Below are 14,881 nucleotides of genomic sequence, written 5' to 3' on the forward strand. Positions count from 1 at the left end.
TCTGGATATGTTATTTTGATATGGTATGGCGTCGCTTCCCGTCAATGCGCGCGCGCCGGCCGGACATTTTTGCGCCCGCGATGCGGGCCTGGGGCGTTTTGCATTATGCTGGCCGTTCCCCCCACGCTTGAATCGAGAGACGATTATGCCTGTCCAACGCCCGCTCCAGCTGGTCATTGCCTATGGCGCCACCCTGTGTGTATTTCTGGCCATCGATGCCCTGTGGCTGGCGGTGCTGATGAAGCCCGTCTACGCCGCGGCGCTGGGGCCGTTGCTGGCGGAGTCGCCCCGCTGGGTGCCGGCTACGCTGTTTTATCTGCTGTACGTGGCAGGGCTGCTGGTCTTTGCCATCCTGCCCGGACTGCGCGTGCGCCGCGGTCGCACGGCGGCAGCACTGGGCGCGCTGCTGGGGCTGATTGCCTATGGCACCTATGATTTGAGTAACTATGCGACCTTGCGTGACTGGCCGCAGGCCCTGACGGCCATCGACATGGCCTGGGGCAGCGTGCTGTCGGCCGTGTCGGCAACGGCCGGCTATCTGGCGGCTAGTCGCCTGGGGCGCTGAACGCCGCATCGAAGCGTAGCGCCAGCAAGGTAATGTTGTCGCTGTGCAAGCCCTTTGGCGGGTGAGAGAGGAAGTCGTCGAACAGGGCGCTGACAGCCTGTGCCGCAGTCTTGCCGGCACACAAGGCGGGCCAGCGGCCCGTGAGGGCCAGCGGATCCTCGCAGGCCCAGAAGCCGTCGCTGGCCAGCAAATAATGGGCGCCGGGCCGCACGCGCAGCACGCGGCGGTCTCCCAGGTGCGCCAGGAAAGGCGGCAAGGTGGATGCATCGAGGCCGCGCAGGGGTTTGTCGAGTTGCAAGCTGTCGCTGATGGCGTTGCCTAAAATGAATGCCTGCGAGATTTGCGGATGGTGCTCGCCATGCACGGCGGCGCGCCAGCGCGTCTCGTCGAGCGCGCCGCGCATGGCGTACACGGTGGCCGGCACGTGGTCGACGGTCAGGATGCTGGCCGCGCCGTCGACCAGTTCATACAGGCGCGAATCGCCCACGTGATACAGCAGCGGCGCTTCGCCGGGGGGCACTTCCAGCAGGGTCAGGGTGGTGCCGGGCGGACGCGCCTGGGCTGGCGCGTCCCTGGCGAAACCGTCCTGCAAGCGCGTGTGCAAGGCGTCGAGCCGGGCTGCCAGGCTGGCCGTGTCGAGGCAGGCGGGCATGGCCAGCAAGCCTTGCACGGCCGCCTCCGCCGCCTCGCGACCTTGGCCATGGCCGCCCATGCCGTCGAGTACGGCGGCGCGCACATGGCCAGGCGGCCAGCCCGGTACCTGGCAGTGGAACGGCGCCTGCCGCGACAGGCAGACGGCGTGGCCGCTGGCATCGATCAGCAGGAAGTTATCCTGGTTTTCGCGCCGCGGCACGGGGCCTGCGCCGACGCTGCTGCGGGCGGCGGCATCGAGCCAGGGGCCGAAGTCTAGCGCGTCTTTGATTAAATGCATCGGTTGGAGAGGTCCAGGCGGCCAGCAATGTTGATCATAGGACTTAGCTTAGCCGAAATCGTGCGTCGTTGATACCTTGCTTGTCGCGCAAAAAAACCTGCGGCAGCAGGCTGGCGCAGGTTTTTCATGGCGCACTGCGGTGCTTAACGGCGATGGCCCCAGCCATGACCGTGGCCGCGGCCGCGGTCATAGTAGTCACGGCGGCCATGGTCGCGGTAGTAGCCGCGGCCCGGTTGCACGTAGACGACAGCCGGCGGGCCGTAGTAGCGCGGTGGTGGCGCGTAATACACGGGCTGCGGCGCAGGCTGGTAGTAGACGGGCTGTGGTGCGGGCTGGTAATACGTTTCACGGTAGCCGCCGCGATAGCCGCCACGGTCGTAATAGCGGTCATTCGTGCTGATACTGTTACCAACGGCGGCGCCAAGCACGCCACCGACGATCGCGCCGTTACGGCCGCCGGTGCTGTTGCCAATGGCCGCTCCGACGACGGCGCCTGCAACGGTATTGAAGTCGCGGTCACCGGCAACTGCGGCCGAAGACACAGCCACTGCCGCTACCATTACCGCACCCAGGAGTTTCTTGTTCAACATGGCATTTCCTTCCATTCCGGCGAGATCACGATGATCTGCATGAAGTGGACTATATCTGCTGCTCCCCGCTTGCTCCACGTCTAATACAACTTATTACAATCAGGGCGGCGTGGTAACAGTTTCAGCCGAACATGATAGGCGCATGCGCTTGCCATTCCGGACGCAGCAGGCTATACATTTTGACGTCGCGCATGACGCCATTGATGAAAAAGGCCTGGCGCTTCACGCCTTCCTCTGTAAAGCCGCACCTTTGCGCGATGCGCTCGGAAGCCGTATTTTGCGGGTCCATCAGCAATTCCAGGCGGTGGTAGGGATAGGCATTGAACAGGTAGTCGACCACCAGGCGCGTCGCCTCGCCACCGTAGCCGCGCCCGCCCCACTTGGGGTCGAACAGGCGGTAGCCGATTTCACGGCAAGCCGGGGTGCGGCTCTTGAAGTGCGTGATCGACCCGATGAGGTGCTGGTGATGGTCTTCAATCAGGAACAGTTCACTATCCTCCGTGACCAGGCCCGTCTGCATGAATTCGCGCCGAATCGCTTCGGGCGATTTGAATTGCATGGAAAAGAACTCACTGCGTGCGGGCAGATCATTGATCAACGCGATATAGGTATTGAGGTCGGCGGCGGTCAAATGCCGGACGGTACAGAGTGTTCCCTTGAGCATGGCGGTTTCCGGTAGCGATCACGATCTTGATGGTAATCGACTATGGGAGAAAGACGCAATCGATCCCGTAAAAGTTGCTGCAATGACAGAATAAATACGCTATCGTAGAAAAAGTCGCGCCTTGCCCATGGCCACGGCGTACCCGCTTCGACCTTGTTGACTGGAACTGGAATCACATGCATATCATCCTGACTGGCGCGCCACTGCGCCGTTCTTCTTTGCCCATCGCCATTGCCATCGCCCTCGGCTGCGCCGCCAGCTCTGGCTCCTTTGCCGCCGCGCCAGGCAATGCGCCGCAGGCGCTGGCGCAGGTGCGCGACACGGCGCTGCAAAGCGATTGGGCGTATGCGCGCCTGGCCGACATGACGGATTTGATCGGCCCGCGCCTGTCCGGTTCCGCTGGCGCCGCGGCGGCCGTACAGCAGGTGGCCGAGACCATGCGCCAGCTGGGCGCCAAGGTCACCTTGCAGCCCGTGAAAGTGCCGCACTGGGTGCGCGGCGTGGAAACGGCGGAAATCGTCGATTACGCCGGCCGTCCGCAGGGCGTGTCGCAGCGCGTGGTGCTCACCGCCCTGGGCGGCTCCGGCGCCACGCCGGCCGCGGGCCTGACGGCGCCCCTCATCATCGTCAGGAGCATGGAAGAACTCAAGGCGCGCGCGTCGGAAGTGAAGGGTGCCATCGTGCTGATCGACACGCCGTTCGACCAGGAGATGGCCGAGCGGGGCCTGGCCGGCGTCACCTATGGCCAGGGTTCGCGCTCGCGTTTCCTCGGCCCCAAGGCGGCGGCCGACCTGGGCGCGGCCGCCGCGCTGGTGCGCTCGATCGGCGGTGCGAACTTTCGCATCCCGCACGCGGGCGCCACGGGACTCGATGACAACAAGCGCATTCCCGCCGCCGCCGTCACGGTGGAAGACGCCTTGCTGATCGGCCGCCTGGCCGCGCGCGGTCCGGTGAAAATGCACCTGACGTTGACGCCGCAAAACCTGCCGGAAGCGGACAGCTACAACGTGATCGCCGACTGGCCGGGCACGGACAAGGCTGATGAAGTGGTGGTGGTCTCGGGCCACCTCGACTCCTGGGACCTGGCCACCGGCGCGCACGATGACGGCGCCGGCGTGGTGGCGGCCATGGGCGTGCTGGAAACCCTGAAAAAGCTCGACTACCGCCCGCGCCGCACCATCCGCGTGATCGCCTGGATGAACGAGGAAAACGGCGGGCGCGGCGGCCAGGCGTATTTCGACGCCCATAAGCAGGCGCTGGGCAAGCAATATGCGGCCATCGAGATGGACAGCGGCGCCGGGCGCCCGTTCGGCATCCTGGCCAGCGTGGGGCCGAAGTCGGAAAAACTCTTCGCCCCGCTGCGCGCAGCCCTGCAACCGATGGGCGCGCACGCGTTCACGCGCCGCGACGCGCTGGGCACGGGTGACTTGCACCGCCTGGAAACGGGTGGCGTGCCCAGCTTCGAGCCGCTGGTCGACAGCCACAGCTACTTCCACTACCACCACACGCCGGCCGACACGCTGGACAAGGTCGACCCGGATAACCTGAAACGCAACGTGGCGCTGATGTCGTCGCTGGCCTGGTTCCTGGCCAATATCGACGGCGAGATCGGACGCGCGCCGGAGCAAGAGGGCTGAAGGCGCTTTACTGCGAATAACCCTGCATGTCATCCGCCGCGTCGTGGCGGATGCCCCACCACGGCAGATACGCATGGTTTTCGCCGCGCGCGCGGAACCATGGCTTGTCGTGGGCTATGGGCCGCACTTTGTCCGGCGGCGCGACCAGCACGCCCGTGACGCTGTCAGTATCGCTGGTGCCGGCCACCAGCACGCTCTTGCCGACGTGGTTCGCATGGGCGATACCCAGGGCCACATTGGTCAGCGCCGTGCCGGCACCCATTTCGCCCAGCAGGGCCGGCGTATTAAAGGTCTGCGGCAGAAAGTCGAATTCCGGCACTTCCAGGGTCAGCGCCTGCGCCAGCTGGCCAAACCGGTCGGATGACGAGGGCAGGGTCTTGCTGGCGTCGTGGATGACATAGCCAATATCGGTTTCCGTCTTGCCGCCCTGGCGCGCCGCCTCGGCGAACGCGGCCTGCCACGCCTGCACGGCGCGTGGCGGCTTGTCCTTGCTAAGTTCAAAATCGGCCACGCTTTTCGTGGCCGGATAGCCTATCCACGCCAGCGCCGCCCGCTCCGTCTTGTAATCGGGGCCGGCCAGCACAAGCAGCACGAGGTTTTCATTGATCTGCATGGTTTTCGGCCGGCTCGGCGCATCCCAGTTCATGACCCATACGGTTTGCTGTGGATGCGCTTCCAGGTAGGCCAGCGCGGCTTGCAGGGAAGCGAAGCCCGCATTGTTGCCACCCATGGTGATGCGCACGTCGGGTGGTGTGGCGCGGGTCCATAGGGTGGGGAAGTGGGGGTTGCCGATGCTGAAGGTGTCGGTGATGGTTTGCTGCGTGAATTGGTGTACTTCTGCCAGATCAAATTTTCCTTCAGACAGGGCATATTCAACGCGTATGCCCGCCAGTTCGCGCCAGTTCTGTTTTTTATCCTTGGGGTAGACGTGGTAGACGTAGGTAGGGCTGGAATAATAAATATCATGGAAATTGGTCATCAGTTCGCGCAGATATTTATGGTGATAGCCCTTGAACGTTTCCGTGCCATCGAGATCGTGGGCAATGGGGGCGACGGCCTGCAGGGTGCTGAAGCCCCTGGGATCCGTCCTGACCATATCGTCATTTTCGTTGGGCTTGGCCAATCCCAACGTCCATAGCAGTTGCCACTCGGTCGGATAGTCGAGCCGTTGCAGCGGATTGAGCCACTGCAGGCCCACCACTTGTGCCCGGAAGGGAACGTGGGCCGTGAGTGTTGGGAGATCGTCTTCTTTCTGCGCAGGTTGCACGGCGCAGGCCGTCAATAGCGCAAATAGGGAGAAAGCGGCGAGCATGGGTAGCGCAAGGAACTGTTTCATGAGTTCTCCAGGTGAATGGATAGTCTGGTGACCAGCATAGCTTGGCCAGTTGAGCCAGAGCGCAAGGCAAATGACTATGAAAGATGCGGCGAGCGCCCAGGCCAATCGCTGGCGCGGCGTGGCAATGAATTTACGCACCGTCAGTCCTCAGCGCAAAGTTGGTGGAAATGTCAGCAAGCCTGGCATTCTGGCGCTCGTCAACGATGCTTTTTGGTTTTCTGGCAGGGCTGTCTTTGTCATTTGCCCACGTAAATAAAGGGACATTTTTAAATGTGCCATTGTCGTAGTACTCAAAAAACTCTCCACACTCGAAAGCTGCGCCTTTCAATAACCTCCAATCCGCCGCAACCCGTAACTTGCGCAACGCCTCCTGCCTGATCGTGCACACGCCCACCGCCACGTCATACGCCAACGCCTTCTGCGCATGCTCGGGATTGGTCATGATGGTCGAGTGATCGGTGGCGTGGGTGTCGATGTTGGCGGCCAGGTAGTTCTGAATTTCGTTCTTGCGCCAGGCATTGAATTCCTTGCTAGCCTCCTCCGGCTTGTCCACCGCCGTCACAGGCTTGCCTTTTTCGACCCAGCCGTCGCGCCTGGCCTGCATGCGCAGCATGGCGTCCTGTTCATAGCGCAGCGCCGCCTCGGTTTGCGCATCGCCCTTGCCCTGGGAACGGTAGGGCGCATACGCGCCATCGGTTTCGGCGGCGCGGTCCTTGTACAGGGAGTCGGGCGGGGCATCGCAGCCTTCGTCAAATTGTTCGCTGATGTCGGCGAAGCGCTTGGAGTGCGGCAGGAATGCCTCGTGCAGCTTGGGCGCCTTCATCGGCAGCCGCCAGGGCTTGGGTGGCAGGGCGTTGATGCGCGTGCCGGCAGTCTTGGCGAGAATGATGACGATGGGCGCGAACAAAAAGGTCAGTATCTTGCGCCCGATGCCTTTGCTGGCCCGCATGCCCTTTTCGATCGAGTACTCGGCGACCAGCGAATGCGGGTGCCAGAAATCAAGGCTGTCCGGCGTCAAGGGCTGGCCATTGCGCTGCCAGATATCGTAGTCCTTTTCATTTTCCTGGCCGACAAGGTGGTTTTGCGCAAACACGCGCTGCGTGAAGACGCCTTCGCCACCCGTATCGGCAATTTCCTGCGCCGACATGCCGCGCCAGCCTATGCCCTGCACGGGGGTGGCCGAAATCACCTGGTCGTGCGGATTGAAATACAGGGTGACCCTGCCATAGGTGGAGCCATGCAAGCCGTAGTCTGCGCGGTCGAACGCGGCCGTGTAGCTGTCCTTGCGTTCAGGCTTGCGATTGGCGCTGCACTCGTCGACAAAGGCGGCATCCTGCTGCATGGCCGAGCGTGTGCGCAGGATGTTGAAAAACGCTTTCAAGGTTTGCGTGCGGGCTTCGTACTTTTGCCGGCCCGTATTGCCATGCTCATCCTTCAAGTGGCCGCTGACCCAGTTTTCCGTGAAATTGCTGTCAAGCAGGCTGTAGGGTGGATTGCACAGCACATAACAGTCGGCCACGGCGGAAGCGCCCAGCGTTTCACCGAGAAAGGCGGCCGCCATGGCCACCATATTGCCCTGGCTATGGCAGACGATGGTGACGGGCGCGTCGTGCTGGCACTCCCTGATCGATTGCACGAGACGCGCCAGGCGCCACGCGGCGAACACGAAATACGGGCGCGGCGGACAGGCATACACTTGCCGGTCATTCGTCGGGTTCATGTGCTGGATATGCATCCACAGGAACAGTTCCTCCGACAAGCCCTGGCCCACAGATCGGGCAGGGCGCTGCAGCCGTTGGCGAACGGTCCGCCGCCCCAGTAATTCTTTTCGTTGAGATAGATGCCGTCGCCAAATGCCTGCAATTCCTCGCCGTTGGCCTTGTAGCCCCAGCGGAAGCGGATCACGGGCGAATTGGCGTCGTCCGCCTGCAGGAAGGTGGTGGCATTGCGCTTGGGATTGAGGAAACCGTCATCCGTCAATTCGCGCGTGTATGTGGCAGCCCGCATCTGCCCGGCGGCCGGGCCGGGGATTACCAGGTCATCATCGCGGCGCTTCAGACGGGCATTCAGGCCTTCGCACAGGCCTTGTTCCGCCTGCTCATACCATTCACCGTCGGAATTGACGCCGTGCACAAAGATGATGATGCCGGGACGCGGCAGGCGCGTCACCGCTTTCAGAAGCGCATGGCTGAACAAGGTCGTGCCTTCGGCTTCGGCGAGCAGGATGCAATTGGTGTCGAGCGTAGGGTCGGGCGACATGCGGGCGCTCCATCCAGGATGGGAAAGCAGAAACGGCTGCGCCCAAGCAAGCCCAGGCAATCTGCACTGTATGCGGATTGCCTGAGGTGGAACTTGCGTGGTGTCAAGAAAGGAGGAGCGGCGGGCTGGCAGTGCCCGCAGAAATCAAATCGCGTTCAGCGGTATTTTGAGATAGCGCACGCCGTTGTCTTCCGGCTCGGGCAGCTTGCCCGCGTTGATGTTGACCTGGATGGCGGGCAGGATCAAGGTCGGCATGTCCAGCGTGGCGTCGCGGCCCGTGCGCATGGCCACGAATTGTTCTTCCGTAATGCCGTCGCGCAAGTGGATGTTGCTGGCGCGCTGTTCGGCCACCGTCACTTCCCAGCGCGGCGCGCGGCCGTTGGGCGGGTAGTCGTGGCACATGAATAGCCGGGTTTGCGGCGGCAGCGACAGCAGGCGCTGCACGGAGCGGTACAGCAGGGACGCGGAACCGCCTGGAAAGTCGCAGCGGGCAGAACCCACGTCCGGCATGAACAGGGTGTCGCCCACGAAGACGGCATCGCCGATCTGGTAAGCCAGGTCGGCCGGCGTGTGGCCGGGCACGTGCAGGGCGCGCACTTCCAATTTACCGATATGAAACACCTGGTCGGGCGCGAACAGCTGGTCGAACTGCGAGCCGTCTGCCTTGGCGTCATCCTGGTGGTAGACGGCGGCGAAGGCTTGCTGCACCGTCTGGATGGCGGCGCCGATGGCCACGTCGCCGCCCAGCTGCTGCTGCAGGTAGGGCGCGGCGGACAGGTGGTCGGCATGCGCATGGGTTTCCAGCAGCCAGCGGCATTGCAAGCCATGTTCGCGCACGAAGGCGATCACCTTGTCGGCCGACATGGTCGAGGTGCGGCCCGCCTTCGGATCGTAGTCGAGCACGGAATCGATGATGGCGCAGTCCTGGCCATCGGCCTCGTACACGACATAGGTGACGGTGGCGGTGGCGGGGTCGAAGAAAGCTTGGATTTGTGGGGTCATCGCGGCGGCAAAGTACGGACAGGGAAGGGCATTATATCGCCAGAGTACGCTAAAAAAATGTTGGGAATTGACATTGAACATGCGAAAAACAGATAAGCGGGCATGCATGCGCGTGTTGCAGTCGTGCGCACCCTGACGCTTGCTGCGTGGTAACCTCATCCAGACAAGGAGGAATTCATGAACGATATCACTGCACGCAGCGAACAATACCGCGGTTTTACCATTTCCGTGACCCCGCAAAAAGATAACGACGATTTATGGGATTTTACCTACCGCCTGCAGCGCGAGGGCGAGAGTGCGGCGCAAGCGATCACGCGCAGCCGCACCCTGGGCGGCTATGCGGCGCCCGAGACGGCTTGCACGGCTGGCCTGGAAGTGGCCAGGACGGAAGTGGATAATCTGTTGCGTCCTTGAGTCAGCGTAAATCGTTTAGCCCGAAAGTCAGCCTGACCGTGCGCTGGCGCGTGAAACACGTCGCTAGCGGCCGCGCTTCATGCTACGATTTCCACTATTGAGTCAGTCACAAGGAGGCACCCCATGGAAAGCAGTTCTAAAATTCACTATAAAGGTTGGGAAATCGTTCCTCTGGCCGTGCCCACCACCGATGGCAAATGGTCGGCCAGTTGCGACATCGAACGCGCCACCGTGGAAGGCCTGGAAGTGTTCGAAGGCTCGACCATGCAGTTCGTGCGCGACGACGAGGATGGCGCGATTGCCGCCGCCTGCGAAGAAGCGGTGCGCCAGATCGACAACATCATCGCCAACCCGCTGGTGCGCCTGGCCTAGTTTTTTGTTTTTGAGTCTCATTGTGTTCCTGCAGCCGGCGCCCGCCGGCTGTTTTGCATTTGGCGTGCCGGAATGTCTGCGCCCAGCGAGCTAAATCCACGGCCTGTTGCATGTTTCAATGTTTCATGTGAAATGTTTGAAACATAATTGAAACATCGCTGACCTTAATCGTGACATCGCTGTTCCCTTGCGTGACAGTGCGCGCCACGCCGTTACCTGGCCGTTTCCCCCTTATTTCACTGTGCATGGGCGTACTCTCCGGGTAGCCGCGCGGCCCTGGCACGGCATTTGCAATACTGATCCTCATAGCAAGTCCATGAAACATTCGGGACGACCCGAATCCCATAAGGTGAACACATGACTCAATACTCCGCAGGTGCCGCATTCCGCAAGGCCGTCCAGGAAGAATCCCCGTTGCAAGTCGTCGGCGCCATCAACGCCAACCACGCCTTGCTGGCCAAGCGCGCCGGCTATAAAGCCATTTATTTGTCCGGCGGCGGTGTCGCGGCCGGCTCGCTGGGCTTGCCCGACTTGGGTATTTCCAGCCTGGACGACGTGCTGACCGATATCCGCCGCATCACCGACGTGTGCGACTTGCCGCTGCTGGTCGATGCCGACACGGGCTTCGGTTCGTCCGCCTTCAACGTGGCGCGCACGGTGAAATCGATGATCAAGTTCGGCGCTGCCGGCCTGCACATTGAAGACCAGGTGGGCGCCAAGCGCTGCGGCCACCGTCCGGGCAAGGAAATCGTCAGCAAGGAAGAAATGGTCGACCGCATCAAGGCGGCCGTCGATGCGCGCACGGACCCGAACTTCGTCATCATGGCGCGCACCGATGCGCTGGCCGTCGATGGCCTGGAAGCAGCACTGGAACGCGCCGTCGCCTGCGTCGAGGCGGGCGCCGACATGATCTTCCCTGAAGCCATCACGGACCTGGAGATGTACGCCACGTTCGCCAAGGCCGTCAACGTGCCTATCCTGGCCAACATCACGGAATTCGGTTCCACGCCGCTGTTCACGCTGGACGAATTGCGCAGCGCCCACGTGGGCCTGGCCCTGTATCCGCTGTCGGCCTTCCGTGCCATGAACAAGGCGGCCGACAACGTCTACCGCGCCTTGCGCCGCGATGGCACGCAAAAGAATGTCGTCGACACCATGCAGACGCGCATGGAACTGTATGAATCGATCAACTATCATGATTTTGAACAAAAACTGGACGCGCTGTTCGCCGCGCAAAAGAAGTAAGCACCTATACAAGAGCGGGCCTTGGGAGGCCCAAGCCCGCCGCACTGGACTGACAATCATCTTCTGGAGAACACAATGACCGCACCGCAAGTCGCTACTTTCAAGCCTAAAAAATCCGTCGCCCTGTCCGGCGTCACCGCCGGCAACACGGCGCTGTGCTCTGTCGGCAAGACCGGCAACGATTTGCACTACCGCGGCTATGACATCCTGGACGTGGCCGACAGCTGCGAATTCGAGGAAATCGCCTACCTGCTGGTGCACGGCAAGCTGCCGACCAGCGCGGAACTGAGAGGCTACAAGGCCAAGCTGAAATCCCTGCGCGGCTTGCCGTCGGCTGTCAAGTCGGCCCTGGAAGCGCTGCCGGCCGCCGCCCACCCGATGGACGTGATGCGCACGGGCGTGTCCGTGCTGGGCTGCACCCTGCCTGAAAAAGACGACCATAACGCACCTGGCGCGCGCGACATCGCCGACCGCCTGATGGCGTCGTTCGGCTCCATGCTGCTGTACTGGTACCACTACAGCCATAACGGCAAGCGCATCGAAGTGGAAACGGACGACGATTCGATCGGCGGCCACTTCCTGCACCTGCTGCACGGCGAAAAGCCGTCGGCATCGTGGGAAAAAGCCATGCACACCTCGCTGATCCTGTACGCGGAACACGAATTCAACGCCTCCACCTTTACCAGCCGCGTCATCGCCGGCACGGGTTCGGACATTCATTCGGCCATCACGGGCGCCATCGGCGCGCTGCGCGGTCCGAAACACGGCGGCGCGAACGAAGTGGCGCTGGACATCCAGAAGCGCTACGACAATGCCGACGAAGCGGAAGCCGATATCCGCGAGCGCGTCGCCAACAAGGAAGTGGTGATCGGCTTCGGCCACCCTGTCTACACGATTTCCGACCCGCGCAATAAAGTCATCAAGGAAGTGGCCCGTTCGCTGTCGCAGGAAGCCGGTTCCACCAAGATGTTCGACATCGCCGAGCGCCTGGAATCGGTCATGTGGGAAATCAAGAACATGTTCCCGAACCTGGACTGGTTCTCGGCCGTGTCGTACCACATGATGGGCGTGCCGACGGCGATGTTTACGCCGCTGTTCGTCATTTCGCGCACCTCGGGCTGGGCCGCCCACATTATCGAGCAGCGCATCGACAACAAGATCATCCGTCCGAGCGCCAACTACGTCGGCCCGGAAGACCTGGAATTTGTGCCGATCAAGGACCGCAAATAATGAGCACCAACATGAACACCTTGCACCGCAAGCCCTTGCCGGGCACCCAGCTAGACTACTTCGACACGCGCGCCGCCGTCGATGCGATCGCCCCAGGCGCCTACGCCACCTTGCCCTACACCTCGCGCGTGCTGGCCGAAAACCTCGTGCGCCGCTGCGACCCGGCCACCTTGAACGCGTCGCTGAGCCAGTTCATCGAACGCCGCCGTGACCTCGATTTCCCATGGTTCCCGGCCCGCGTCGTCTGCCATGACATCCTGGGCCAGACGGCCCTGGTCGACCTGGCAGGCTTGCGTGACGCCATCGCGGCCCAGGGCGGCGACCCGGCCCTGGTCAACCCTGTCGTGCCGACGCAGCTGGTGGTCGACCATTCGCTGGCCGTCGAATGCGGCGGCTTCGACCCCGATGCCTTCGCCAAGAACCGCGCCATCGAAGACCGCCGTAACGAAGACCGTTTCGACTTCATCGACTGGACGAAAAAGGCGTTCAAGAACGTCGACGTGATTCCGCCAGGCAACGGCATCCTGCACCAGATCAATCTGGAGCGCATGTCGCCCGTGATCCAGGTGCAAAATGGCGTAGCCTATCCCGATACCCTGGTGGGCACGGATTCGCACACGCCGATGGTCGATGCGCTCGGCGTGATCGCCATCGGCGTGGGCGGCCTGGAAGCGGAAAGCGTGATGCTGGGCCGCGCTTCGTGGATGCGCCTGCCCGACATCATCGGCGTCAAGCTGACGGGCAAACCACAGCCGGGCATCACGGCCACCGATACCGTGCTGGCGCTGACGGAATTTTTGCGCAAGCAGAAGGTCGTCTCGTCCTACCTGGAATTCTTTGGCGAAGGTGCATCGCACCTGACCCTGGGCGACCGCGCCACGATTTCCAACATGGCGCCGGAATTCGGCGCCACGGCCGCCATGTTCTACATCGACGCGCAAACCATCAAGTATCTGAAACTGACGGGCCGCGACGACGAACTGGTGAAGCTGGTGGAGCTGTATGCGAAGGAAACGGGCCTGTGGGCCGACAGCCTGGTCGACGCGCAGTACGAGCGCGTCTTGAGCTTCGACCTGTCGTCCGTCGTGCGCAATATCGCCGGGCCATCGAATCCGCACAACCGCGTGCCGACGTCGGAACTGGCCGCGCGGGGGATTTCCGGCGTGGTGGAAAACGAGCCGGGCAAGATGCCGGACGGGGCCGTCATCATCGCCGCCATTACCAGCTGCACGAATACGAACAACCCGCGCAACATGATCGCCGCCGGCCTGATCGCGCGCAATGCGAACCGCCTGGGCCTGACGCGCAAGCCGTGGGTGAAATCCTCGCTGGCACCCGGCTCGAAAACCGTGGAACTGTATCTGCAGGAAGCGGGCTTGCTGCCGGAGCTCGAAACATTGGGCTTCGGCGTGGTGGCATTTGCTTGTACTTCTTGCAACGGCATGTCGGGCGCGCTCGATCCTGTCATCCAGGAAGAAGTGGTGTCGCGCGACCTGTACGCCACGGCCGTTTTGTCGGGCAACCGCAACTTCGACGGCCGCATCCACCCGTACGCGAAACAGGCTTTCCTCGCTTCGCCGCCGCTGGTGGTGGCCTACGCGATTGCCGGCACCATCCGCTTCGACATCGAAAAGGACGTGCTGGGCATCGCCCCGGATGGCAAGCCTGTCCTGCTGAAGGATATCTGGCCATCGGACGAGGAAATCGACGCCATCGTCGCTTCCAGCGTCAAGCCGGAGCAGTTCCGCAAGGTGTATATCCCCATGTTCGCCAAGCAGGCGGACGACGGCATCAAGGTCAGCCCGCTGTATGAGTGGCGTCCGAATACCACCTACATCCGCCGTCCGCCGTACTGGGAAGGCGCGCTGGCTGGCGCTCGCCCGTTGAAGGGCATGCGTCCGCTGGCCGTCCTGGGCGACAACATCACGACTGACCATTTGTCGCCATCGAACGCCATCATGCTCGATAGCGCGGCTGGCGAATACCTGGCGAAGATGGGTTTACCCGAGGAAGACTTCAATTCCTACGCCACGCACCGGGGCGACCATTTGACGGCGCAGCGCGCCACGTTTGCCAATCCGACCCTGAAGAACGAGATGGTCATCGAGGACGGCAAGGTGAAGGCCGGTTCGCTCACGCGCATCGAGCCGGAAGGCACGATTTCGCGCATGTGGGAAGCCATCGAGGTGTACATGGAGCGCAAGCAGCCCTTGATCATCATCGCCGGCGCCGACTATGGCCAGGGTTCTTCGCGCGACTGGGCTGCCAAGGGCGTGCGCCTGGCCGGCGTGGAAGCCATCGTGGCCGAAGGCTTCGAGCGCATCCACCGCACCAACCTGGTGGGCATGGGCGTGCTGCCGCTGGAATTTTTGCCAGGCGTGAACCGCAAGACCCTGGGTCTCGGTGGCAGCGAAACCTACGACGTCGTGGGCGAGCGCACGCCGCGCTCCACTTTGACCTTGTTGATCCATCGCAAGAACGGCGAAACGCTCGAAGTGCCCGTCACCTGCCGCCTCGATACGGCGGAAGAGGTGTCGATCTACGAGGCGGGCGGCGTTCTTCAACGCTTCGCGCAGGATTTCCTCGAGTCGTCGAAGGCAGCGTAAACCAGGGGTCAGACCCGCCGGGTCTGACCC

General features: G+C 62.5%; 13 protein-coding genes and 1 pseudogene. 7 read left to right on the top strand and 7 right to left on the bottom strand.

Going from position 1 to position 14,881, the window contains the following annotated elements; translation table 11 throughout:
• The first annotated feature begins 145 nt into the window (after positions 1–145).
• Entirely contained in the window at positions 146–565 is a 420-nt protein-coding gene (locus ACQ4WL_RS02870) for a DUF2177 family protein (RefSeq protein WP_436507943.1), read from the top strand.
• Here the strand turns inward: ACQ4WL_RS02870 and ACQ4WL_RS02875 are convergent.
• From ACQ4WL_RS02875 to ACQ4WL_RS02885, 3 genes are all read right to left on the bottom strand, one after another.
• The gene (locus ACQ4WL_RS02875; RefSeq protein WP_436507944.1) at positions 546–1,496 is read right to left on the bottom strand and encodes a PP2C family protein-serine/threonine phosphatase; all 951 of its coding nucleotides are present in this window, start codon (positions 1,494–1,496) and stop codon (positions 546–548) included. The genes ACQ4WL_RS02870 and ACQ4WL_RS02875 overlap by 20 nt on opposite strands.
• A 143-nt stretch (positions 1,497–1,639) precedes the next feature.
• A complete protein-coding gene (locus ACQ4WL_RS02880; protein WP_436507945.1) occupies positions 1,640–2,086 on the bottom strand; it encodes a glycine zipper 2TM domain-containing protein in 447 nt (148 codons plus the stop codon).
• A gap of 121 nt (positions 2,087–2,207) precedes the next feature.
• On the bottom strand, positions 2,208–2,750 hold the full coding sequence (locus ACQ4WL_RS02885; RefSeq protein WP_436507946.1) for a GNAT family N-acetyltransferase: 543 nt from the start codon (positions 2,748–2,750) through the stop codon (positions 2,208–2,210).
• A gap of 176 nt (positions 2,751–2,926) precedes the next feature.
• On the opposite strand from ACQ4WL_RS02885, the gene ACQ4WL_RS02890 reads away from it, so the two are divergent.
• Positions 2,927–4,387: a M20/M25/M40 family metallo-hydrolase gene (locus ACQ4WL_RS02890; RefSeq protein ID WP_436507947.1), complete on the top strand. Its 1,461-nt coding sequence runs from the start codon at positions 2,927–2,929 to the stop codon at positions 4,385–4,387.
• Positions 4,388–4,394: 7 nt separating this feature from the next.
• Here the strand turns inward: ACQ4WL_RS02890 and ACQ4WL_RS02895 are convergent, their stop codons facing one another.
• From ACQ4WL_RS02895 to ACQ4WL_RS02910, 4 genes and pseudogenes are all read right to left on the bottom strand, one after another.
• Positions 4,395–5,723, bottom strand: a complete 1,329-nt coding sequence (locus tag ACQ4WL_RS02895) for a hypothetical protein (protein ID WP_436507948.1) — start codon at positions 5,721–5,723, stop codon at positions 4,395–4,397.
• A 130-nt stretch (positions 5,724–5,853) separates the two neighbouring features.
• Positions 5,854–6,870, bottom strand: coding sequence for an effector protein Tle3 domain-containing protein (locus ACQ4WL_RS02900; protein WP_436508347.1), 1,017 nt, complete (start codon positions 6,868–6,870; stop codon positions 5,854–5,856).
• Between the two features lie 54 nt (positions 6,871–6,924).
• Positions 6,925–7,982, bottom strand: a pseudogene (locus ACQ4WL_RS02905) (T6SS effector phospholipase Tle3 domain-containing protein); the annotation flags it as partial.
• A gap of 144 nt (positions 7,983–8,126) precedes the next feature.
• The gene (locus ACQ4WL_RS02910; protein ID WP_436507949.1) at positions 8,127–8,984 is read right to left on the bottom strand and encodes an MBL fold metallo-hydrolase; all 858 of its coding nucleotides are present in this window, start codon (positions 8,982–8,984) and stop codon (positions 8,127–8,129) included.
• A gap of 177 nt (positions 8,985–9,161) precedes the next feature.
• On the opposite strand from ACQ4WL_RS02910, the gene ACQ4WL_RS02915 reads away from it, so the two are divergent.
• The 5 genes from ACQ4WL_RS02915 to acnD all read left to right on the top strand — a co-directional run bounded on the left by ACQ4WL_RS02915 (position 9,162) and on the right by acnD (position 14,851).
• Complete coding sequence (locus tag ACQ4WL_RS02915) at positions 9,162–9,398, top strand: hypothetical protein (RefSeq protein ID WP_426070260.1); 237 nt, start codon at positions 9,162–9,164, stop codon at positions 9,396–9,398.
• 123 nt (positions 9,399–9,521) lie between these two features.
• Entirely contained in the window at positions 9,522–9,770 is a 249-nt protein-coding gene (locus ACQ4WL_RS02920; RefSeq protein WP_436507951.1) for a hypothetical protein, read from the top strand.
• 357 nt (positions 9,771–10,127) lie between these two features.
• Positions 10,128–11,015, top strand: a complete 888-nt coding sequence (prpB, locus tag ACQ4WL_RS02925; RefSeq protein WP_071076691.1) for a methylisocitrate lyase — start codon at positions 10,128–10,130, stop codon at positions 11,013–11,015.
• 75 nt (positions 11,016–11,090) lie between these two features.
• Positions 11,091–12,245, top strand: a complete 1,155-nt coding sequence (gene prpC / locus ACQ4WL_RS02930; RefSeq protein WP_436507953.1) for a bifunctional 2-methylcitrate synthase/citrate synthase — start codon at positions 11,091–11,093, stop codon at positions 12,243–12,245.
• Positions 12,246–12,256: 11 nt separating this feature from the next.
• The gene (gene acnD / locus ACQ4WL_RS02935; RefSeq protein WP_436508348.1) at positions 12,257–14,851 is read left to right on the top strand and encodes a Fe/S-dependent 2-methylisocitrate dehydratase AcnD; all 2,595 of its coding nucleotides are present in this window, start codon (positions 12,257–12,259) and stop codon (positions 14,849–14,851) included.
• The last annotated feature ends 30 nt before the right edge of the window (positions 14,852–14,881 follow it).

Origin of the sequence: Janthinobacterium kochi, from assembly GCF_051380715.1 — a bacterium.
Lineage (GTDB): Bacteria > Pseudomonadota > Gammaproteobacteria > Burkholderiales > Burkholderiaceae_D > Janthinobacterium.